The sequence below is a fragment of the Orenia metallireducens genome (assembly GCF_003001995.1).
GTDB classification, from domain to species: domain Bacteria; phylum Bacillota; class Halanaerobiia; order Halobacteroidales; family Halobacteroidaceae; genus Orenia; species Orenia metallireducens_B.
In genome coordinates, this window is record NZ_PVNB01000027.1 from 1 (window position 1) to 22,564 (window position 22,564).

Genomic DNA, 22,564 nt, shown 5'->3' on the forward strand with positions numbered 1-22,564 from the left:
ATGAAGGTGAAGTTACAGCACAATCACCAGCTTCAGGATTAACATATTTACAAGTTTATGCTGTATATTCCGCTCAGTATGGTGGGTATGAATATGTTTATAACGATCCTAATTTACTTTCTACAAACCATGACCATGGCGGAACCCCATTATATATTGTTACATTAGAGGTAGGCTATGGGGATAACAGAATTGCTAAAATGAACGGTAGTACTTTGTCATCCGTTTATTCTCGAAAATATGATCCTAATGGTGATAATATAATTGATGGCTGGTATTATTGGTGGGATGTAACTGGTTATGAACATGGTAAGTTTACTTATGAAAATACATCAACTAATTACCCATGGAATACAATGTCTGATTGGATTTATATTAAATAAAACCTTACTTATAATCAAGAATCGAAGGATTAATCCTTCGATTTTTGATTATAATTAAGTTCTTTTAAAGCATTAAGTATTTTTTGATTAACTTTAGTTCCTAATAGGTTACCTGCCCTTCTAGAACCTTCTAGTACAGCTTCAAATTCTTCAATCCAATTCCTCCTGCCATGACTATCTGCTTTAGTCCTAAAATAACTTGCATTAGGAATATTTTTGGTAAATTCCTTCCAATGGGAAGATTCTTCTGGATTAAAAATCATAATTGCATAAGTGGACTTAGATATTTTGCCATTATCACATAGTGCTTTAGATATTTTACGAAATTCATCAAAAGTAGCATTAGTAATATCGTATTTTTTAGATATTTCCTCTATAGTTGGAGAATCAGTTACATTCTTATTCTCTGATTGAGATTCATTGATAATATTTTTTATATTAGTTTCTTTATTTACTCTATTATTATTAATTTTATCCTTCTGATAATAATTTACTTGAGAATTAACAGCACTTACTTGCATTTTATCTTCCTCCTTTTTAATATTTTTACAAATAACACTAGTTATATTATATAATTTTTGTATTAATAGTCAAATATTAATTATTGAATGGAATAAACAGGTATAACGAAAATTTTAACTTTATTAATCTTTGTTTGCCTTTTCTTATCATTAGCCTCCAAGCTATAATCATTCCAGCAAAGACCAGCAGTAATAATTACAGCATCAGAAAGATCAGAGAAAACCCGCCTCTGACCTTACTTATTTCACTCCGCACCCACCCTTGATATTCTCTACCTTATGAGTGAGATTAATGTGCCATAAAGTTAAATGAAAAATTACTTAGTCTAATCGAATTGTTGTTGTTTTTCCAATAAATAATTATTATCCATATCTATGATAATATGTTAAAATAAAACTAATGATAAGGAGGAGAGTTTAATGAATAAATCATTTGGAGAGCTATTTATCTCTTATTTTATTTCTAATGTTTTTCTATACTTTCAAAAACCCTGTTAAATCTTTTTAGGTTAGTAGGATATGAATGTTTGATGAGCAAAGTGATCCTAGTAAAGCTATTATTAAACAATATAAGATAATCTCTGTTATAGGTATGGTAATAACAGCTATAATTTTCATAATTATTACTGAGAAATTATTTTCTGCTTAATTGTAATGTACTAATATTATTTAGAGAGAAGAATTTCATTTTCTAATCTGTGTAGAGGTGATATTTTGAAAAAACTTTTAAATACTATTATGCTTTGGATAATTTTAATTACTTTATGTACAATTATTATTTATCCACTTAGTAAATATATTAAATCTAGATTAATTTTAAATCCTTTAGCAGTTATAATAATAATAATAGCAAAACCTTATGTAGAGAAATTTTTAATAAAGAAATAGCAACGAAAGCTTTTTGCTTTCGTTGCTATTTTTTAATGATAAAATAATTTCCATTCTACATATGCTGCAGGATAATTACTGTTTGTGTTTGGTTCTATAGTACATACTAGAGTAACATCATAACCTTTACCTAATTCCACTAAAGCTCTTTTAAATAAATTTTTTCTGGAATTAGCTGCATCTTGCATAAGTCCGAAAAATGCACCAATAGCGATCCCACCTGTAGTTGAATTTGTTAATAGAGTACTAATTACTCCACTAATAACAGCATCACTAAAAGCAGAACCTGTTGTTAAGGGAAATCCAGTTTCTTCCTCATAAGCCCTTCTTATAGCTTCATCATCATATTCAATTACAGTTTTATTATTTGTAGCCATAATTATTTCCTCCTTTTAATTTTTTTATAAATTTTAATCCAACCGGTTGTTTTGTCTTACACTTAATAACAACGTACTTAGCAAATGATTTGTAAACCTGAAATTTTTATTTTTTTAATTTTTGTATAGATAATCTTTGATTTCATTCAAATCATCCTTCATAATCTCTACAATATTTAGCTTATCAGTAAGTTGAGTAATTATATTTTGGTATTTCTCTTCCCTTTCTTCTTGCTTTAAATCTCTCTTTTCTTGAGCCTTTAAGATATAGAAGATAAGAACAACTGCTAATACTGCCCATATTCCTTGAGACAAAGCCAAGTCTAATACTTTACTTTCCATTAAGTTCACCACCTTATTCAATTGCTATAAAGCTAAATATTTTCGAATCCTATCTAAGGCTCGATTTTTGGCTCTATTAACAGCTTGTCTAGAAATATGCAATCTCTTTCCTATCTCATCTTCTGAATAGCCCATAAGAAACTTTGCTTTTAAGATCTTTCTTTGTAAGTCAGTTAACAGTGTTGGTAATTTTTGGTTAAAATTTTATCCTCTTTTTCGGGAATACTCTTATCTGCTACTATATCTAAATTTATTTCACATTCCTCTTGAACTCCTTGTACATGTTTTCTGAATAGATCTATCTTTTTATGTTTTAATGACACATATATGTAATTGATAGCCTGCCCTTCATGATCTATTTCTTTTATTTTAAGAGTCTTAATTATTGTAATGAAAGAGATAATCAAATCAGTCTCAGCTTCTTCATACTTTAATTCATTGCTATACTTTTTAATTAGTGGCTTAAATCGACTTAAAAGCTCCATCAAGGAATCCTTATCACCTTTTTTAGCTTCCTTTATTAACTTAATCAAGTATAACCTCTCCTTTTGTAGAACTTTACTTTTGGTAAATCACCTACTAACAAACTTATTGATACTAATGGTGATGGATATATGGATAGTGTATTTAAACAATGGGATCTTACCGGATATGAATCAGGAAAATTTGAATATTCAAATGGATTTTATTCAAATTATATAATTATTCAATAGAGATAAAAGAGCTCCTGTCTAGACAGGAGCTCTTTTATCTCTATAATATTTTTTTAAAAACATCGATGTTTTTTTTATAACTATCATATCCGGACATACAACCAAATTGCTTTTGTTGTTCTGCTTCAGCTTCAAATTCCTCTAGCCAATTTATTTTTTCTTCTTTCCAGTTCCCCTCATTTTTTGTTGAAGTTAAAAAAGGTTTTACTTTATATCCTTGTTTTGCTTGTGCTATTTCCATCATCTCTGGATATATAATTAATTGTCCAAATTTCTTAGGAGAAATTTGTTTAGCATCCAATAGTTTATTACAAACAACTTTCAAATCATCAAAAGACATGTTAGTAATATCATATTCTTTAGATAACTCGTCCCAAATATCTGGATTAGCTACTCTATTATCTGTCTTTTTTGAATTATCAATATTGTCTTTAATATTAAATTTTTGATTATTATTGTTTATTATTTTTTTTTGATAATAATTCACTTGAGAATTAACGGCACTTACTTGCATTTTATTTTCCTCCTTTTTTATATTTTTACAAATAACACTAGTTATATTATATAATTTTTGTATTAATAGTCAAATATTAATTATTAAATTGAATAAACAGATTTAACAAAAATTTTAACTTTATTACTCTTTGTTTGCCTTTTCTTATCATTAGACTCCAAGCTATAATCATTACTGCCAATACCAGCAGTAATAATTACAACTCTCCGACAAGAAGAGTTTATTGGGGCAAACAAGTATTTAATATACTTCTTTTTAACTTTTATGTATATCAATAAATACATATATACTCTTATACATAAATATTTACTCTCAATCATCCATTGCCATTAGGACTCCTTTTAATTCCTCCTTAAACTTATCCTCTAAAGCTCCAATTATAAAATCCTCTTTATTAGGTCTGAACTTCTCTGGCACCACTTCCGTCATCTTCTCATACTCCTGATTATACTTCTCTAGCTCTTTCTCTGTTAACATTTCATACCTCTCTACAGCCATCTCTTTAGCATTCTTCTCTTTCTCTGTTCTTCTTCTTTTCTCTTAGCTAACTCTTCTTCCTTGGCTTTCTTTTCTAACTCAGCACTAGAATAATGACCACTCTGACAAGATGCCTTTAAAAAACCCATAAAATTATCAGGTTGAACCTCCTTAGCATAGTCAAACCTGTAAAGTAGTATATAGAATATAAAGTTGAATCTAATCAAGCAATCCTTCTAATCTTAACTCTAATTTCAATCAATATCTCACTAATTTTAAGTATTTACTTACTAATTTTAATTGAACTTACCTCTCACTAATTACTATAACTCCAATACCTATAGCTATTCTCTTTTACATAAAAAGATTTTAAAGAGAAGATAAATATTAAGTATAGCTTTAACCTCTCTATAAGAATTTTTACTGCCAAAAACACTTAACAGGCTCACTCTTAACCATAAATTTACAATTAAAACAAAAAAAGGATAACCATAGCTAAAAACAGCTATAATTATCCTCAAATCTATAATTATTAACCAAAAAAGGACAGACTACTCCCTTGATAGTTGAGTTAAAAATTAATAACTATCAATTCTTAACTTTTAACTCGCAACGCCTGATCTTTGCTCTCTAAGAGCTTTAACAAGCAATTAACTGTATTATATTTTGAAAAGATATGGGGCAATTTAGATAAGTTTTCAACTTCATTAAACACAAATTCGGAGATACCTCCAGTCTTCTTAATTACCTTCTTAATATTTTTCTTAGTACTATCAATTCTCATATTAACTAGAAGAGATTTAACCCTTTCATAAAGATGATGACTTTCCACTTCTTCAATAGTATCCTCTACAATTCCGATTCCTAATTGGATGAAATTAAAGGTTAATCTAAGAGACTTCATCAATACCCGTTTAATCTTAGTCCAGAAATTATCTACAGTTTCAAAGATTACTCCAGCCAAATCCTGAATCAATTGACGCAGCTCCTTATAGCTGACCGCATTAGTGATATTCTTCAATGTAGTTTGTTTAATGCCAGTTTTCCCTGTATTGTTAGGCATATGATGTTTATGAGCTACTAGATACCAGACTAAGCGGTAATGCTTAAGGTTATAGTTCTGTAGCTTTCTAAACATCTCCAAAGGCAGATTATAAGCCCCTTTACCACTTTTAATAAAGGCTTTTTTGTAGCCAGTAATAACATAGGAGTTAATAATATCCTGACGATTAACTATAATTAACTTGGCTTCTTCTAGCTTACTAATGGCCTCTACCACCTTAGAGTCCGAGCTATGTCCGATAAACTCTGCTATATCTTGAGTAGCTTGACCGCTAACCTCACCTACACTATTAGCATAATAACATAACGCATAATAGACATTAAACATTGTCTGAGTCATCTGGTGATTCCACTGTATCTTAAATTGGTACTCTAAAAATGGCATAAAAGCACCATCCTCCACCAATTCTAAATCTGTATACTGGCTATAATCTATAGCTTCAGCTTGTTGAGCTTCCATCTCTGACTGTCCACTGTTAGTTTTAGATTGCTGATAATCCTCTATAAACTCCAAATAATCCCTTGCTGCTACCGATAGTTCTTTAGCAGCTTTAGAACTGATTTTATCTGCTTCTCTTAAGTTACTTAATCTACTTTGAAAATTAATCAGTTGCTTTTGATTAACTATATTCTTAATCTCTTCCTGTAGTTTTTCAATAATTGACATAAAAAACAACCTCCCCAATATTTTGAGCAGGTTTCCTAAACTTAAATACCCTTTGTCAATTTTTAACAACAATTAACCTCTTGACAATATCTGTACCTCTATGGTATCATAAAGGTACAAATTTGATACTATTTACAAGGGAAACCTTGTGATATTTAAGGTTTAAATACTTGGTGGTATTTTAGGAAACCTATTTTAAAAACTCCGTGTTGGCGCACGGTGTTTTTAGTTTTTTGTATGTATTTGTTCAAAAACGAAGTAAACTTGTCCTAATTATATAGTAAAAATTTTAATTAGTCAACTTCTTTGCTTTTAGCTTAATGGTTTGAATGTAAACTGGCTAGATCAGCATATGCTATTAATTTAGTGCAGTTTGTCTAAAAATCTCTCTATATCTTTCTTTTATTCATATATTTTGACTATTTCTTCAATTGAGAAATTATAATATACTAATAATATAATAAGACTTTACATAATTTAAGCAAAAATAAACTTATGTAAAAATAACTAACTATAATTTATATTTCTTATATAACCAGTACGATTGAATATAAGGCTATAATAGTCAATAATAAAATAAATAAGAGCCTACTATTTAGATATTTAAAAAGCTATATCTAGTAGTAGGTTTTTTAATATACTAATCATCTAAAAAGCTAGTAAATAGCCACAAAGCTTTTGAAAATAGTGGCAATAATGAAGATATGATTAAAATATATTAATGAAAGGAAGGTAGATTTAAATTATGAAAATATTAGTAGCTATTAATGGATCAGATAGTTGCTCTAAGGTAGCACAAAAAGCTCAAGAAATGGCTTTATTATGTAAAGGAGAGGTTACATTTTTAACTATATTAACTCCTGAACAGAAACTGATAACCTCTTTAGAAGAATATAATAAAGAGAATGAACTTATGGAAAAGAGAAAACAGGCAACAAAAAAAGCTTTAGAAACATGCAGTATGGTTTATGGACAATGTGAGCTCACTTTAGGTAAACAAGGCTTACAAACCAAAAGAATAGTTAAAGAGGGAAATTATCCTGCCCAAGATATCTGTCAATATGCTAAAGAGAACGAGTTTGACTTAATAGTTGTTGCAGATAAAGAAAACAGTAGTATGAAAAATATTTTATTAGGAAGTACCACTGAAAAAATTGTTCGTCATTCCAAAATATCAGTCCTAGTTGTAAAATAATCAAAGATAGCTAAGATATATCATTACTTATATTAAGTTTGATCTTATTATCTTGATTATTTCTGATATTAAAACAATAAAGTCTAGGATAAATATCCTAGGCTTTAACCTATTTACTTAACTACTTGATCTCTGCATTGGCAAATAAAAATTTCAATGCTTCTTCAACAATAAAAGACTTGTCCTGATCTGTCCTCTCTGCTATTATACTTTTATTCTTCTTAGTAGTGTTCTTGTCTTTATTGTAAAACTTATTGTTATAAGTATTGTTAATTTTATTGTTATCTTTATTCTCTGGCTTAGTATTTGCTACTTTCTGAAAATCTTCTTTTCACCTATAGAGTATAACTGCTTTTGCTCCTCTCCATCTAATCATTCTTGTACACTATTGATACTTCAATAATTTCTACAACAAACAAAAAAGATATTAACAATTATAAACAATACAATAAGGATTACTCGATAATAAAGGTAACTTGTTCATATAGAAGCAAGCTACCTTTATATTTTTATAATTAGAGTTGATTTTAGAATCAAATAAATGTTAATTTATGGGAAGTTAGGAATTTCTTTAATAACTTATATTTTGAGAGACTGATAAAAGCTTCTTTATTATAAGTATTAAAGAAGATCAAATATGAATTACTATTATAACAAGTTATATGTGATATTTTCTTGAGATTAACTATATAAGAGCGATGTGTTCTAAAGAAACTGTTATCTAATACTCTTTCAATATTTTTTAGTGACTCATAAATCTTAAATTTTTTATTTTCAGTATGAATTATAGCTAGCTTATTATGTTTTTCAATAAAAATAATATCTTCTAAGTTAATAAAGTATAATTGTTTATTATAGTTTATTATGAGTTGTCCCTTTATATTTAATTCATAATTACTTTTAGTTCTTTTAGATAAATCTTTAATATTATTATTTAATCTTTTAAAGTTAATTGGTTTAATCATATAATCATATGGATTAATATCAAGTATCTCTTGTGAAAGTAAATCTGGTTTTGATATAACTATAAATTTTATATTTTGATCATTATGTTTGATTATATTCATAGTTTCTATATATTTATCAATATCTGAGGTAGAAATAATAAAAATAGATATATCTATATCATTTTTTTTAACTATTTGAATAGCTTTTTTTAGACTTTGAGAAGTATAAATTGTTTTTGCAAAAGAATTCTTAACCAATTCATTTTTTACAAGGTCTAGATTTTGCTCGTCATAATCACATATTAGAATATCTGCCATTTTATCACTCCTATATATTTTTTTTCAATAAAAACTAAATATTATTATATTACTATATTGTTAGGTATAAAAGTTTTTTTGCAAATTATTTACATAATAATAACAACCATTCACTGCATAAAAACCCTTAAAAGAGAAATTAAGATGATAAAATATACATAAAACCCAAAATATGTATTTGATTTTCTAGAAATGATTGGTAAAATTGAAAATAAGAGATTAAAAATAAATTAAAAGGAAAATAGAAAAATTTAATTTAGGTAAAAATATGAGAGTAGGTGTTTTTATGAAAAGAGTTGTTATAACAGGAATTGGAATAATTGCACCAAATGGTAATAGAAAAGAAGAGTACTGGAATAATTTATTTTCAGGTAAATCCTTTATTAAAGAAGATCCCTTAATGGTTAACATGGGGATAAATTCAACTGTTAATTGCACAATTAATGATTTTAACATTGATGACTTTCTGCCTAAAGGTTCACTAAGACAAGAAGCAAAAGGACAAGCTGATTTTATCCAATACGGTGTGGCAGCTGGTGTAGAAGCATTAAAAGATTCTGCAATCTCTAGAAATTCCATCTGTGGAGATGATGTTGGGCTTATATTTTCTTCAGCCATTGGAGGTACACCTACAATCGAAAAAATATACAGAGATTTAAGCAACCAAGGAAAGAATGATTTAGTTTATCAAGCTGTAGGTGAGCATTTTTATAATGCAGGTATGATCAATTATCCTGCGATCTTATTGGCTAATGAATATAATTTTACTAATATATGTACCTCTATCTCTACAGGATGTACAGCAGGCTTAGATGCTATAGGCATGTCTTATGAAGCTATAAAGTCAGGAGATGTTAAGGTAATGCTTGCAGGAGCATCTGAAGCTCCACTAACAGAGATAACATATGCAACTTTGGATATTATTAATGCTTTATCTGTAGCCAAAGGAGAGCCACATACTAGGTCTAGACCCTTTGACAAGACTCGTGCTGGTTTTGTGATCAGTGAAGGTAGTGCTTGTTTAGTATTAGAAGAACTTGGACATGCCTTAGCTAGAAATGCAACTATATATGGTGAAGTGCTATCTTATGCTAGTAATAATAATGCTTATCATATGACTAATTTATCAGGAGATGCTACTCCTATGGTAAATGTAATAAAACAAGCACTTACAGAAGGTGAGTTAACTACCTCTGATATTGACTATATCAATGCCCATGGCAGCTCCACAAAACAAAATGACTTATATGAAACTAATGCATTTAAATCTGCTTTTGCTAAAGAAGCTTATCAAATACCTATAAGTTCGACTAAATCTATGATTGGACATTCCCTATCTTCAGCTAGCATGATGGGGGTTATATCAACTATAGGTAGCTTTATCTATGAAAAGGTTCATCCAACTGCACATTTGGAAATAGCTGATGAAAGTTGTGATCTTAACTATGTTCCACAAAATGTCCTTAAGAAGAAAGTTAAAACTGGGATGGTAACAGCAAGTGGTTTTGGTGGAATTCATTCAGTAGGGGTCTTTAGAAAATATCAAGAAAAGAGGTAAATCTGTGAATAAAAGAAGAGTTGTAATTACAGGAGTAGGTACTGTCAATCCCTGTGGGATTGGAAAGAAAGAGTTTTGGAATAGCATAGACCAAAATATATCAGGTATAGAGAAAATTACTCGTTTTGATACCACTAATACACCTATTAAAATAGCTGGACAGATTAATGATTTGGATATTAGTAAATATGTAGTTAAACGGACTATGGTTAAAACAGATACTTTTACCCATTATGCCTTAGCAGCAACTAAAATGGCATTAGCAGATGCAGCTATTGATATTTCGCAAGAAAATAGCAATCGTTGTGGTGTCTTTATTGGTAATAACTCAGGAGGCTGGGAGATTTGTGAGCGTGGTTTTAAAGAGTTATATAATGATGGACCAGAATATGTCAATCCATGGCAAGCCACTGCTTGGTTTCCTACAGCTGCTCAGGGATATATATCTATAGAACATGGGATAAAGGGATTTAGTAAAACCTTTATAGCTGATCGAGTAAGTGGAGCATCAGCTTTATATTTTGGTCTGCAATCTATAATAAATGGTAAAAATGATTTAGCTTTAATTGGAGGAACAGAAGCTCCTTTATCACCTTTTGGTACAATTTGTTACCATGAAAGTGGGGAGCTGTCTATAAGTACTGATATAACAAGAGCTTCTTTACCCTTTGATGAAAATTCTACTGGCATAGTCTTAGGTGAAGGGAGTACTATCTTAGTTTTAGAGGAATATGAGAAGGCTCTTCAACGTAAAGCTACTATTTATGGTGAACTAACAGGATGGGCTATGACTGTTGGTAATGCTAAAGATTCAAGCAGTTTAGAGAAGTGTATGAATAAAGCTCTTGTTAAAAGTGGTAAAACTTCAAAAGAGATAGGACTTATTGTTCCAGAAGGTAATGGAAATGTTGTAAGTGATAAAAGAGAATTAACAGCTATAAAAAAGATATTTGGAGATCAAATAGAAATTATAACACCTAAAAAATTAACAGGCCATTTATATGGAGCTTCAACACCTACAGATATTTTAACTGCCTTATTAGTAATGCAAGAAGAGAAAATTCCAAATAGTATTTATAAAAATTTAGAATATAAAGAGGATTTTCCTAGACAAAGAGAGATTAATTCCATATTAGTTAATGCTTCTTCTAGAAAAGGAGTTAATTTATCCTTTGTTTTAGAAAATATAAATTAGAAAAGAGAGGATGATGTTTATGACTAAATTTAAGGAGTTTATTAAGCAATATTTTATCGACTTAGGAATAGAAGAGGATGAGATAGAGGATAATGCATATATTCATGGGGATATATTGGATTCATTAGAAATGGTAGATTTTATTTTGGAGATAAAAAAGAACTATAATATAGATTTAGAAATTAGTGAAGATATGACTTTAGGAGAATTATACAAACTTATTCAAAAAAATAAAATAGCTTAGGGGGAAAGTTAAATGAATGAAGCAACAGTTAATTATTATACAAATGTATATGCCGATAAAGCACCTGCTCAACTAGATTGGACAGCAGGGACTGCCGAACCAGAATTAGTGAGTATGGTTTATGAAGGTCAGATAAAAGCAGGTTCTAAAATACTAGAATTAGGATGTGGATTAGGTACTGAAGCTGTTTTTTTAGCAGTACGTGGAATGAATGTAACAGCAATGGATTTATCAGAAGAAGCTATTAATGTTGGAAAAAATTTAGCTAATTTGTATGGAACTAATGTTAATTTCATACAAAAGGATTTATTAGAAAGTGATTTATTTGATGAAGAATTTGATATTATTACAGATCATGGGTGTTATCACCATATGACTGAGGCTGAAAGAGAAACTTATGTTAGTAAGGTAACCAAATACCTTAAGCCAAATGGAATGTTTATTCTAAGGTGTTTTTCTGACATGATCCCAGGAGGACCACAACCAAAAAGAATTTCAAGTGATGATATGATTGAATCATTTCACCAAAAATTTAAATTAGAACATATGGAACGAGTCTTATCCTTTTCAACTAAGCGTTATTCAAAGCCAATTGGTTGGTTTACAATTTGGTATAAAAAATAATAAGCAATAATAAAGTGGTGACTCAAGATATGACTAATCAAGATAATAATTTATTTAATGCTGCAGACTATCTTATCTATCAGTCCAATATTCAACAAAGTAAACAGGATAAGACTGCCTTTTACTATAAGGACAAAGCTTATACATATAAACAGCTATTTAACTTAGTTAAACAATATGGACAGATGCTAAGTAATAGGGGGATTAAAAAAGGTCAACCTATTGGAATTATCTTAAATGATTGTCCTGAATTAATCTACTCATTTTGGGGGGCTATGATAAGAGGGATTGTTCCAATCTTAATTAATCCTAAATTTTCTTTAAAAGAGATTGATTATATTATTAAAAATTCAAATATTAAATTATTGATTACTCATCAGAACAATAAAGAGGAATTATCTAAATTAAAAGATTCAGTTGATCAAATCTACATAGAATATTTAGAAATTAAGGAATTAGAGGAATTGAATCCCAGAAGATTACAGTCTACAACCTCCAAAGAAGATCTTGCTTTTGGTATCTGTACATCAGGGAGTAGTGGTTTAACTAAAATTGTTATGCATCAGCATATTGGCCTTAAAGAATGCACCCAATATTATGCCCAAGGAACTTTAGGCTTAAAAGAAGATGATATAATTTATTCTGTTTCTAAAATGAGCCATTCTTATGGTTTAGGCAATTCTACCTTTAATACCTTTTCTGTAGGAGCTAGCTCAATTGTTAGCTCTGCAGAAAATCTTTCTGAAATCATTAATAATATTAATAAGTATCAACCAACAGTTTTTCTAGCTGTTCCAGCTATTTATGATGCCTTATTAAGGATATCAGAGATTAAGAAGGTGAATTTTCAATCTGTACGTTTATTTGTAAGTGCTGGAGAAAGGCTGTTAGATCAATTATGGCAGAGATGGTATAAGAAATTTGGGATGGGGATAATAGATGGTTTGGGGACAACTGAAACCCTAACAACCTTTATATCAAATACCCCAGAGACCAAAAAAATAGGTAGTACTGGTAAAGTTGTACAAGGATTTAATGTAAAGATAGTTGATGAATTTAACCAAGAAGTTCCTTGTGGTGAAATTGGGAATTTATTAGTAGCAGGTGATACAGTAACTCCAGGATATTTAAAAGATAATCAGTTATGCAAAGATCATTTTTATAAGGGTTATTTGAAGACTGGTGATAGATTTAGAGAAGATCAAGATGGATTTCTTTGGTACGAAGGGCGTTCTAAGGATACTTTTAAAGTAAATGGGCGTTGGGTTAATGCTCAACAAGTAGAGCAAACCCTTCTAAGCTCTCCCTGGGTCAAAGAAGCTTTTGTAATAGAAGGAAAAAGTGATTATGAAGTCTCTTGTGTTGTTGCATACTTGGTTTTAGATGAAGAAGTAGAAGCATCTAAGGAGATTACCATCAAGATAAAATCTTTCTTAAAGCAGAGATTAGAGCATTTTAAAGCCCCAAAGATCTTTCATTATATATCACAAATTCCTAGAGGAGCTACTAATAAGATAAAAAGAGTTCATTTAGATGATAAATATATTAATTTAACAGTTAAAGGGGGATAATTATGAGTTATTATCAAGAAGAGAAGATCGCAATGAGTTTAAAAGAAAACACTCCTTTATTAGATAAAGGAGGAGAAATTCATGTTTTATTATCACCAAAAAATACTGGAAATAAAAATTTAATTATGGGTTTGGGTAAGACCCCAGTAAATGAAAAGGTGTTAGCTCATGTACATTCATATAGTGAAGAGTGCTTTTATGTAATTCAAGGTCAAGGTACTCTTCATTTAGCTGGAGATGAATCGATAGAATTTGAGGAAGGTATGGCTGTTAGAGTACCTCAAGGTGTTGAACATTGGGTAGAAAATACAGGAGATGTAGAATTACAGGTTATCTTTTCTTCAGCCCCTTTAGCACCAACACCTAGCCAAGGACATCAAAATAAGGCTTAAGGAGGAAGACATTATGCAAAAGATGATTCAAGAAGTTCCTAGAGTAACAGACAGCTTCTTTAAGTTAACAGAAGAGATTACTCAGTATTCACAATTAGATAAAAAGACAAAAGAATTGATACTTATTGGTATCTTTGTTGCTGAAGGTAGCAAGCGAGGGTTAAAAACCCATGTAGAAAGAGCCTTAACAGAAGGGGCATCTAAAAATGAAGTGATCTCAGCTATAATTTTTGCCCTCCCTGTTATGGGAATATCTAAAGTAAATACTTCTATTGAAGTCGCCTTAGAAGTCTTGGGGGAATTAGTTTATGAAGCTAATTGATTTATCTGTAATAATTGAGAATACCCCTTCAGAACCAATGAAAATCAAACATAAACGTATCTCCCATAAAAAAGGAGCCAAATTAATAGCTTGGCGAGCTCATTTAAAGAGGGAGAAGAATATTTTTAAGAAGGCAGCTGCCTTCTTAAAAATATTAATTGGAAAAAGAAAGATTAGTGCCAAGGACTTTCCTCAATCAATGTTTATCACTCAAGATAAGGTTACATTATCAACTCATATGGGGACCCATATCGATTCACCCTATCATTTTGGACCATTATGTGAAGGTAAACCAGCTAAAACCATTGATCAATTACCTTTAGATCTCTTTTATGGTGATGGTATCTGTCTAGATTTAAGGCATATCAAACCAGGCAAGGCTATTACAGCAAAAGATATTAAAGAAGCTCTTGCTAAAATAAACTATCAGTTAAAAGAGAAAGATATCGTATTGATCTGGACAGGAACTGCTGAGAAGTGGGGGAGTAAAGAATATTTTACTCAGGCTTGTGGAATGTCAGAAGAAGCTACAGCTTATCTTGTAAATAATGGAGTTAAACTAATAGGAATTGATGCTTATAGTTTCGATCTACCTTTTCCTATAATGCTAAATCGATTTATGGAGACAAAAGAAGAGAATCTATTATGGCCAGCACATTTTTATGGTAGAAAGAAAGAGTATGTCCATATAGAGCGCTTAAAAAACTTAGGTGCTTTACCAAGTACAGGTTTTAAACTATGTTGCTTTCCTATCCCAATTAAAGGGGCAGATGCTAGTTGGAGTCGGGTAGTAGCTATCGTTAATTAAGGGAGGTTTTTTTATGAAGGGCTATACAGAAAATAGTATTATTGTTGAAGGTAATGTAAAGAAGATTTTTAACTTAAGTAATAATATCTCCAAATGGCCACAGTTATTTACTGAATATGAAAAGGTAGATATTTTAGAAGAAAAGGATGGCTATATTAAGTTTCGACTAACCAAATTTCCTAATCAAAAAGGTGAGGTTAAATCGTGGGTATCAGAAAGATATATAGATAAAGATAATTTAACAGCTAAAGCTAAAAGACTAGATCCTTTATATCCTTTCACATATATGCATATCAATTGGAAATATGAAGTACTCCCTCAAAATACTGGAGTTTTAATGAAATGGATTCAAGAGTTTGAACTTGATGAGAAATGTTCTTGGAGTAGTTATCGAATGGAATCTTATCTTAATCATAGTACAAGAATTCAAATGAAAGCTGTTAAAGAAGCAATAGAGAAAGAGCTAGCAGCGACTAGTAAAGAGTGGAATTATGATTAAATGGACTAAAAGCTATATCAATGGTTCTTTATTATCCTGGGGCTATAATAATAAAGAATTATTTAAAGATTTATCAAAACCAATCCTCTTATTTGTACATGGTATTGGTGCAACAGCAGAACAGTGGTTGCCACTGATTAAGTTATTAGATAATCAGTATCCGATTATTATAATTAATCGTCCTGGTTATAGCCAATCAGCTAATATAGCTAACTCTTCTGTAGAGGACTTTTCTAATAAGATAGCAGAGCTATTAGATCAACTAGAGCTTAAGCTACCAGTAATCTACATTGGACACTCTATGGGAGGGGCTATAGGATTAGCAAGTTTATTAAATCATAGTAATTGCTATCAAGCTTTAGTTGCTATCTCATCATTCTCATATTTTAGAGCAAGCTCGTACTTATTAGAAGCAATAAAAGCAGGGAAGTATCCCTTAGAAGCAATAAGACGAGGCTTTAGTGAGAATAGCAGTAAACAGCTAATTAAAAAGTTTACTTTAGACTTTTATAATATTCCCTTAAAGACTATTCAACAAGATTTAGAATCTTGTGATGGTTGGGATATAAGAGATAATTTATGCCAGATAAAGCAACCCTGTCTACTGATAACATCAAAAGAAGATAAAGTGATATCTTATAGACATTCTAAAAAAATTCATCAAGCTATAGAGAACTCAGCGCTAAAGTTTGTCAGCAATGCAGGGCATAATCTAATTATAGAAAATCCTTCAGGGGTTTTTAGATATTTAGAAGCTTTTTTACAAAAACTATAGAGGCGGGAGTATATACTATGAGCGTTGGCAAAGAGTTACGTTTAAAAAGGATATTTCCATCAGAAAGTAATAAAACAGTTATTGTTCCTATGGACCATGGGATAACCCTTGGTCCTATCGGTGAGCTAAGAAATATAGAGTCCTGTATAAAAAAAGTACAGCAAGGTGGTGTTAATGGAGTCATCTTACACAAAGGTATTTTACAAAAATCTTACAAGGCATTAAAAGCAGCTACTGGACTTATAGTCCATCTAAATGCTTCTACAGCTTTGGGAAGGGATATTCAGAATAAAGTTTCTGTATGTAGTGTAGATGAAGCGCTGTATTTAGGTGCAGATGCTGTAAGTATACATATCAACTTTGGATCAGCTTTTGAAGCTGAGCAAATTCAATTTGTGGCAAATACCGCCAAAGAATGTTTTATGAAAAGAATGCCTTTAATGGTAATGGCCTATATTGCCAGTGAAGATGACGCTTACAATAGTCAAAAAATTGAACATGCTGCTAGAGTGGCCTTAGAATTAGGTGCTGATATTATAAAATGTAATTATACAGGAACTATCAATACTTTTAGCCAGATAACAGCTGACTCTAAAGTACCTATCTTAATATCTGGTGGTCCTAAAATGACAAATACTATAGATCTTTTTAATATGGTGGCAGATGCTATTACAGCAGGTGCTGCTGGAGTAGCTATAGGAAGAAATATCTTCAATGACTACTATCCAGAGATGATAAGCTATTGTATCTCTAAAATCGTACATGAAAGCTGGTCAGCCCAACGTGCTTTTGGAGAGCTTAATAATTATATAAAGAAGAATAAAATAAGAGAACAGACTATTTAAGGAGGGATTTGATGGGAGTTGAAGCTATAAAAGTTAAGGAGGCTTCTTATAAACAGGATACTAAAGATAAAACAGTCTTTTATGATTTAAGAGGGATATCTAATAAAAATCAACTATATAAAAGCACTTTAGAAGCACTTAAAGATTTAAAAGGGGTAGGGGTTATTAATAGTGATTCACAATTAGATGACTTAGCAGCAAATATAACAAAGGTATCTGTACTTAAAGAGAAACCTGAAAACATAACAGAGTTAATATTAAAATATGACAGGATAGTTTTAGAGCCTACTATTATTGAAAGTAAGTGGTATGAAAATCAAAAGGCAGAAGTTAAAAAGAAGCTTGGTACAATGATTAATATAGTCGATAAAAGTAGCTTAGAATTAGCTAATAAATTAGTAAAGCGGGTAGACTTTATTATCGTTGAATTTAAAGATGATACTAAAATCCCCCTTGAAATTGTATTAGCAGAGGCACAAAAGAGTAATTGCCAAGTAGTTATGAAGGTTAAAGATAGACAAGAAGGTCAAATAGTATTTGGGGTATTAGAATGTGGTGCCGATGGAATTATTGTAAAAATAAATGACTTATATCAGCTTTATGATATTTATGAGGATGTTAAAAAAATGAATCAAAAATTGACTCAAAATATAATTAAATTAAGGGTAAAAAGAACCTTTTATGCTGGAATGGGAGAAAGAGCATGTATTGATTTTACTACCAAATTAGAAAAAGATGAAGGTGTGTTGCTAGGATCATTTTCTAATGGAGGTTTATTGGCATGTAGTGAGACTCATCCTTTACCATATATGCCTACAAGACCCTTTAGGGTAAATGCAGGAAGTTTACATAGCTATGCCCTAGGAAAAGAGAATCGAACTTGGTATCTATCAGATTTAGAAGCAGGTGCTCAATTATTAATTGTAAATACTAAAGGAGAAGCCAGATATGGAACTGTTGGTAGAATAAAAATTGAAAGAAGACCATTACTCTGTATTGTTGCTGAAAAACCTAATCATGAGATGGTTAATCTCTTTATGCAAGCAGATTGGCATGTTAGGATTTTTGATGCTAAAGGTAGTCCTGTTAATATCACTAACTTAAAACCTGGAGATGAGATTTTAGGATATAGTAGTCAATCAGGTAGGCATGTTGGTGTTAAAGTTGATGAACTTATTATTGAACAATAATTAGGAGAGATAATTATGAACAGTGAAAAAGTTAGGCAGCAATTTAATAAACAAGCTAAAAAGTATGCTAAGTGGTCAGTTACAAAGAACCAAGAATATTTAAAAAAATATTCTCAATTTTGTCAGATAGCTAAAGATGATTCTGTATTAGATGTAGCTTGTGGTTCAGGTGATTTCTGTTTATTTCTAGCACCAAGGGTCAAATCTGTATGTGGCATTGATTTGTCTGATAACTTAATTAATCTAGCTAAAGAACAAGTAGAAGAGTTTAATTTAGAGAATGTAACCTTTATCTGTGATGATTTTCAAAAGGTTAATTTCAAAGAGAGATTTTCAATGCTTGTTTGTCGAATGGCATTTCATCATTTTCCATCACCCAAACTGATTTTTGACAAGATGTTAGCTTGCTCTAAGGTTCATGCTAGAATAGGTATTCAAGACATAGTAGCTTACTCTGATGATTTAGTAAGCAATTATTTTGATCAATTAGAAAGATATATTGATTGTAGCCATCATCGTTGCTTAAAAGAGGAAGAACTACTAGAGCTTTATGAAGAAAATAATCTAAAAATATTAAATAAAATGATTTTAGAACGCGATATAGCCATCAAAAAATATATAGAGCATGCAGAACAAGATACTAAGACCCTTCAAAAGATTAATCATCATATTCAAAAAGGATTACAAGACCCTATAATATCTAACTATTTATATAAAAAAAATGGTGAGATATATTTTAAAAGGAAAATCTTTTTAATCTTAGGAGAAGTAAGAGTTAGAACACTAAGTAATTTAGTGAAAAAAGAAGAGGATTAATATTGAAAGGAGCCAAAAATGAAATTTACTGTAGGATATAACTGGGATGAAGAATTACTTGACAAGATCGATTATCCAGAGGTCAATAGCCTTTATGCAGGTTTACCAACAGGAGCTATTGGAGGGGGAAGGGCTCCACTTACTATTAAAAATGCTAGTGAGAAGAAGATAAAAAGTGATATAAAAAAGGTCCATGATAAAGGATGGGAGTTTAACTTCACTTTAAATTCAGGCTACCTCTCAAATAAAGAGTATACTAAAGAGGGGCATAAAGAGATTATAGACTATATTGGCTGGGTCCATGATTTAGGTGTTGATTCTGTTACAGTAACCTTACCTTCCTTAATTAGTCTAATTAAAAGGTATTATCCAGATCTAAAAGTAAAAATCTCTACCTTCCAACGAATAACAAGTGTGTCTATGGCCAAAAGATTTGAAGATTTAGGTGCAGATGCTATCATGATTTGTGAGAATAGTAATAGAGATTTTAAGTTATTAGAAGGCCTTAGAAGGGCTGTAGATACTAAATTAATTTTAATAGCAAATGTTGGTTGTGCCTATTACTGCCACAATGCCCATTCCCATATTTTAAGTACTGCACATAGTACCCAAGACTGCTCAAGTATATTTACAGCAATTCCCCATGTGGCAGATTGTTTGAAAATAAAATTAGAGAATTTAAATGAATTAATTAAGGTTAGATTCATTAGACCAGAAGATGTACAAATCTATGAAGACTTAGGCATAGATGCACTAAAGATAGTAGATAGAAATACCAAAACAGATATATTAGCTAAACGGGTTGAAGCTTATCATAATAGAAGCTATAATGGAAATTTATTTCACCTATTAGGGCAGACTGGAGGAAAAAAATTTAATGATATCAATGAAGAAGAATTTAAGGAATTATTCTCTCAAGGAGAGGAGATTAAGGAGAAAATTTATAGATTTTTTGGTTATTTAAAATATTCCGTATCAGATTTAGTCCATATAGATAATCAGAAATTCCCCAATAATTTTTTAGAGAATTTTTCAAAGATAAATTGTACAACCCAATCCTGTGATGATTGCAAATACTGTAGTAGTATAGCATCAAAAGTAATCACTGCAGATCAAGAAAAGATAGACTTATTTATAAATAGTCTTTCATCTCTTAAAAAGGAATTAGTTGAAGGGTCTATTTTATATTAATACAATTTAAGTTACTATATAAATCTTGTCTATTAAAAACTAGACAAGATTTTCTTATTATGGAACTAATTTAAAATTAGTAATAACCAATTTTAGAGATGTTAATTATAAAAGAGGATATTATAAATTAAGATGTGAGTTTGTAACCTCTCCATTACATGACTTAATATTACCATTTTCCCACATTATTTTTGACATTATTAGAATAAATTAGATATAATTTAAATGAAAGATAATTAAGTAACTATTATACTTTAATTAAAATTTATAACTTACAAAGATAAAAACACAGTATGGTTGGTAGTCCGTACACATTTAATTTGTAAAGTTAAATGTCAGTAACCTACCCTCTCTGGGGTTGTCCTTTCTTTGTAGTAATTTTGTAAACAGGGAGGATACATAATGATTACTTTAACAGTCTTTTATGAAGAGTCTTTTTGGGTTGGAGTATTTGAACAAAAGGTTGATAATAAATATCAAGTAGCTAAAAATCTGTTCTTCTCTAAACCTAAAGATGAAGAGATCTATAATTTTATTTTAGAAGAATATGAAGATCTTCAATTTTCTAAACCTATACCAACTACTAAAGTTAAAAAGAAAAAAATTAATCCTAAAAGGTTACAAAGAAAGATAAGTAAAAAAATGAATAAAACGGGTGTAGGTACTAAGGCTCAACAAGCCTTACAACAGCAAAGAGAGCAGAATAAGAAAAAGAAAAAGCAATATAAAAAGAAACAAAAAGATAGAATGCAACAAAGAAAATTTAGATTAAAGCAAGAGAAGAAAAAACAGAAGAAAAAAGGGAGATAATAGCCTAAATAATAATTTCAAATCAATACTAACAGTTAATGGAGGAAGTATCTATATGAGAACTCTTACAAAGCTAAAAGATCCTTTGATTCAAGAAGCAAGGGAGTTATCAAAAATTAAAAATAGAATTATTAAAAATAAAATACAATTGCGGGGTTTAGAACAGATAAAATGGGCTAAAGATGCTGGACTAGAGATAAAGAGTATTTTTATTAGTAAGAATGAAGATCCAACTAATTATGAGCAATTTTCAGCTCCAATTTATCAAACTTCTAATGGAATTTTAAAAAAGATCACTGAAACCAATTATTTGATTCCAGCTGTTGGAGTGGCTGAACCTTTAGCTGATAAGGAAGAATTTGGTGAATTTGTCTTGTTATTAGATGATATCAATGACCATGGAAATATAGGAACCATTATTAGAACTGGAAGAGCATATGGAATCAATGATTTTATAACAACTAATGCAGATTTTGATCCTTATATTCCCAAAACAATTGATGCCTCTCGAGGTACTTCATTTAAAGTAAATTTTAAGCGATATAGTAGTCCAGAACAAGCAGTTTCTTATCTTAAAGAACAGGGCTATCAAATAATTGCCACAAGTCCTCATGGAAAGTCATTACAATCAACAGTTGATTTGGACAAAAAGCCAATAGCTTTGGTAGTAGGAAATGAGACTTTAGGAGTTTCAGATGAAGTCATAAAGGCAGCTGATCATATTGTTCAAATCCCAATGTACACAGGCGTTGAATCATTAAATGTAGGAGTTGCTACAGGAATTAGTATTTATGAATTACGATTAAAGGAGGTATTAACAATGTTAGCAGAAAAAATCATTTCAACTTTAGGAAGAGAAATAAATGTAACTTCAAAACTTATTAGACAAGCCTTTAATATTAAGTTAAAAGAAATAAGTGAATTTAGTGGTGACCAAATCATATTCTTAATGGTATTAAAAAGAAAGTCATTGATGAATGAAGAGCAGATTAAGGAACAATTTGGATATTTCGGAGATAGATTCAAAGAATTTATTAATCCATTATATGAAGATAATTTGATAAAAAAAGAGTATGAAGAGATTGCAATAACTAAGGAAGGTGAAGAGCTATTAGCTAAATTATGGCCTGTTCATGAAAAGGCAGAAAATCTAATCCTACAAGGATTTACTGAAGAAGAGAAGAAGGAATTAAAAAAATATTTAGAAAAGATTCAACATAACTGTATGCAAATAATCACATATAAAGCCTAAAAGTTAATCTTAGATATTTTGCTATAGATTAAAAGGAGGTGAAAAGAATCTTCTTTTCACCTCCTTTA

The 22,564-nt window shown here is 30.2% G+C and carries 29 protein-coding genes; 19 read left to right on the forward strand and 10 right to left on the reverse strand.

Annotated elements, in window-relative coordinates:
* Positions 1-383: DUF4879 domain-containing protein (locus tag BX659_RS15055; protein WP_146129057.1), on the forward strand; the 383-nt coding region annotated here is incomplete at its 5' end.
* A gap of 29 nt (positions 384-412) precedes the next feature.
* Here BX659_RS15055 and BX659_RS15060 read toward each other — a convergent pair.
* A complete protein-coding gene (locus BX659_RS15060; RefSeq protein ID WP_097019100.1) occupies positions 413-904 on the reverse strand; it encodes a hypothetical protein in 492 nt (163 codons plus the stop codon).
* A gap of 523 nt (positions 905-1,427) precedes the next feature.
* Here BX659_RS15060 and BX659_RS19495 point away from each other — a divergent pair.
* Positions 1,428-1,553, forward strand: coding sequence for a hypothetical protein (locus tag BX659_RS19495; RefSeq protein WP_258176153.1), 126 nt, complete (start codon positions 1,428-1,430; stop codon positions 1,551-1,553).
* A gap of 271 nt (positions 1,554-1,824) precedes the next feature.
* Here BX659_RS19495 and BX659_RS15065 read toward each other — a convergent pair whose 3' ends face one another.
* From BX659_RS15065 to BX659_RS15095, 8 genes are all read right to left on the reverse strand, one after another.
* On the reverse strand, positions 1,825-2,169 hold the full coding sequence (locus tag BX659_RS15065) for a hypothetical protein (protein ID WP_097019101.1): 345 nt from the start codon (positions 2,167-2,169) through the stop codon (positions 1,825-1,827).
* A gap of 114 nt (positions 2,170-2,283) precedes the next feature.
* A complete protein-coding gene (locus tag BX659_RS15070) occupies positions 2,284-2,511 on the reverse strand; it encodes a BhlA/UviB family holin-like peptide (protein ID WP_097019102.1) in 228 nt (75 codons plus the stop codon).
* Positions 2,512-2,535: 24 nt separating this feature from the next.
* Positions 2,536-2,646, reverse strand: a complete 111-nt coding sequence (locus tag BX659_RS15075) for a sigma factor-like helix-turn-helix DNA-binding protein (RefSeq protein WP_097019103.1) — start codon at positions 2,644-2,646, stop codon at positions 2,536-2,538.
* Positions 2,647-2,684: 38 nt separating this feature from the next.
* Positions 2,685-3,044: a helix-turn-helix domain-containing protein gene (locus BX659_RS15080; RefSeq protein WP_097019104.1), complete on the reverse strand. Its 360-nt coding sequence runs from the start codon at positions 3,042-3,044 to the stop codon at positions 2,685-2,687.
* 220 nt (positions 3,045-3,264) lie between these two features.
* On the reverse strand, positions 3,265-3,738 hold the full coding sequence (locus tag BX659_RS15085) for a hypothetical protein (RefSeq protein WP_097019105.1): 474 nt from the start codon (positions 3,736-3,738) through the stop codon (positions 3,265-3,267).
* 312 nt (positions 3,739-4,050) lie between these two features.
* Entirely contained in the window at positions 4,051-4,236 is a 186-nt protein-coding gene (locus tag BX659_RS19085; protein ID WP_181186447.1) for a hypothetical protein, read from the reverse strand.
* Complete coding sequence (locus tag BX659_RS19090; RefSeq protein ID WP_181186448.1) at positions 4,227-4,364, reverse strand: hypothetical protein; 138 nt, start codon at positions 4,362-4,364, stop codon at positions 4,227-4,229. The genes BX659_RS19085 and BX659_RS19090 overlap by 10 nt, the downstream gene beginning before the upstream one ends.
* Positions 4,365-4,810: 446 nt before the next feature.
* Positions 4,811-5,944, reverse strand: coding sequence for a hypothetical protein (locus tag BX659_RS15095; protein ID WP_097019107.1), 1,134 nt, complete (start codon positions 5,942-5,944; stop codon positions 4,811-4,813).
* 745 nt (positions 5,945-6,689) lie between these two features.
* Between BX659_RS15095 and BX659_RS15100 the strand changes: the two genes are divergently transcribed.
* Positions 6,690-7,139, forward strand: a complete 450-nt coding sequence (locus tag BX659_RS15100) for a universal stress protein (RefSeq protein WP_253250793.1) — start codon at positions 6,690-6,692, stop codon at positions 7,137-7,139.
* A gap of 533 nt (positions 7,140-7,672) precedes the next feature.
* Here the strand turns inward: BX659_RS15100 and BX659_RS15105 are convergent.
* The gene (locus BX659_RS15105; protein ID WP_097019109.1) at positions 7,673-8,404 is read right to left on the reverse strand and encodes a LytTR family transcriptional regulator DNA-binding domain-containing protein; all 732 of its coding nucleotides are present in this window, start codon (positions 8,402-8,404) and stop codon (positions 7,673-7,675) included.
* Positions 8,405-8,690: 286 nt separating this feature from the next.
* Here BX659_RS15105 and BX659_RS15110 point away from each other — a divergent pair, with 286 nt between their 5' ends.
* The 16 genes from BX659_RS15110 (at position 8,691) to BX659_RS15185 (ending at position 22,496) form a co-directional block, all read left to right on the forward strand.
* Positions 8,691-9,962, forward strand: a complete 1,272-nt coding sequence (locus tag BX659_RS15110) for a beta-ketoacyl-[acyl-carrier-protein] synthase family protein (protein ID WP_172431980.1) — start codon at positions 8,691-8,693, stop codon at positions 9,960-9,962.
* Between the two features lie 4 nt (positions 9,963-9,966).
* Positions 9,967-11,157 carry a beta-ketoacyl-[acyl-carrier-protein] synthase family protein gene (locus BX659_RS15115; RefSeq protein ID WP_097019111.1) on the forward strand — a complete coding sequence of 397 codons (1,191 nt, stop codon included), beginning with the start codon at positions 9,967-9,969 and terminating at the stop codon, positions 11,155-11,157.
* 19 nt (positions 11,158-11,176) lie between these two features.
* Positions 11,177-11,401: a hypothetical protein gene (locus BX659_RS15120; protein ID WP_097019112.1), complete on the forward strand. Its 225-nt coding sequence runs from the start codon at positions 11,177-11,179 to the stop codon at positions 11,399-11,401.
* 12 nt (positions 11,402-11,413) lie between these two features.
* A complete protein-coding gene (locus BX659_RS15125) occupies positions 11,414-12,025 on the forward strand; it encodes a class I SAM-dependent methyltransferase (RefSeq protein WP_097019113.1) in 612 nt (203 codons plus the stop codon).
* 29 nt (positions 12,026-12,054) lie between these two features.
* Positions 12,055-13,596, forward strand: coding sequence for an AMP-binding protein (locus BX659_RS15130; RefSeq protein WP_097019114.1), 1,542 nt, complete (start codon positions 12,055-12,057; stop codon positions 13,594-13,596).
* A 2-nt stretch (positions 13,597-13,598) separates the two neighbouring features.
* Positions 13,599-13,988: a cupin domain-containing protein gene (locus BX659_RS15135; RefSeq protein WP_097019115.1), complete on the forward strand. Its 390-nt coding sequence runs from the start codon at positions 13,599-13,601 to the stop codon at positions 13,986-13,988.
* Positions 13,989-14,001: 13 nt separating this feature from the next.
* Positions 14,002-14,310 carry a carboxymuconolactone decarboxylase family protein gene (locus BX659_RS15140; protein ID WP_097019116.1) on the forward strand — a complete coding sequence of 103 codons (309 nt, stop codon included), beginning with the start codon at positions 14,002-14,004 and terminating at the stop codon, positions 14,308-14,310.
* Positions 14,297-15,118, forward strand: a complete 822-nt coding sequence (locus tag BX659_RS15145) for a cyclase family protein (RefSeq protein ID WP_097019117.1) — start codon at positions 14,297-14,299, stop codon at positions 15,116-15,118. The genes BX659_RS15140 and BX659_RS15145 overlap by 14 nt, the downstream gene beginning before the upstream one ends.
* Before the next feature lie 13 nt (positions 15,119-15,131).
* Positions 15,132-15,617 (forward strand): SRPBCC family protein, encoded by a 486-nt coding sequence (locus tag BX659_RS15150; RefSeq protein WP_097019118.1) that lies wholly within the window; start codon positions 15,132-15,134, stop codon positions 15,615-15,617.
* Positions 15,610-16,392, forward strand: a complete 783-nt coding sequence (locus BX659_RS15155; protein WP_097019119.1) for an alpha/beta fold hydrolase — start codon at positions 15,610-15,612, stop codon at positions 16,390-16,392. The genes BX659_RS15150 and BX659_RS15155 overlap by 8 nt, the downstream gene beginning before the upstream one ends.
* 17 nt (positions 16,393-16,409) lie before the next feature.
* Positions 16,410-17,237, forward strand: coding sequence for a 2-amino-3,7-dideoxy-D-threo-hept-6-ulosonate synthase (locus BX659_RS15160; RefSeq protein WP_097019120.1), 828 nt, complete (start codon positions 16,410-16,412; stop codon positions 17,235-17,237).
* Between the two features lie 11 nt (positions 17,238-17,248).
* Complete coding sequence (locus BX659_RS15165) at positions 17,249-18,427, forward strand: 3-dehydroquinate synthase II (RefSeq protein ID WP_097019121.1); 1,179 nt, start codon at positions 17,249-17,251, stop codon at positions 18,425-18,427.
* Between the two features lie 15 nt (positions 18,428-18,442).
* Positions 18,443-19,243, forward strand: coding sequence for a class I SAM-dependent methyltransferase (locus BX659_RS15170; protein ID WP_097019122.1), 801 nt, complete (start codon positions 18,443-18,445; stop codon positions 19,241-19,243).
* An 18-nt stretch (positions 19,244-19,261) separates the two neighbouring features.
* Complete coding sequence (locus BX659_RS15175; protein WP_097019123.1) at positions 19,262-20,434, forward strand: U32 family peptidase; 1,173 nt, start codon at positions 19,262-19,264, stop codon at positions 20,432-20,434.
* Between the two features lie 402 nt (positions 20,435-20,836).
* Positions 20,837-21,244: a YjdF family protein gene (locus BX659_RS15180; RefSeq protein WP_097019124.1), complete on the forward strand. Its 408-nt coding sequence runs from the start codon at positions 20,837-20,839 to the stop codon at positions 21,242-21,244.
* 55 nt (positions 21,245-21,299) lie between these two features.
* Positions 21,300-22,496 carry a TrmH family RNA methyltransferase gene (locus BX659_RS15185; RefSeq protein WP_097019125.1) on the forward strand — a complete coding sequence of 399 codons (1,197 nt, stop codon included), beginning with the start codon at positions 21,300-21,302 and terminating at the stop codon, positions 22,494-22,496.
* The last annotated feature ends 68 nt before the right edge of the window (positions 22,497-22,564 follow it).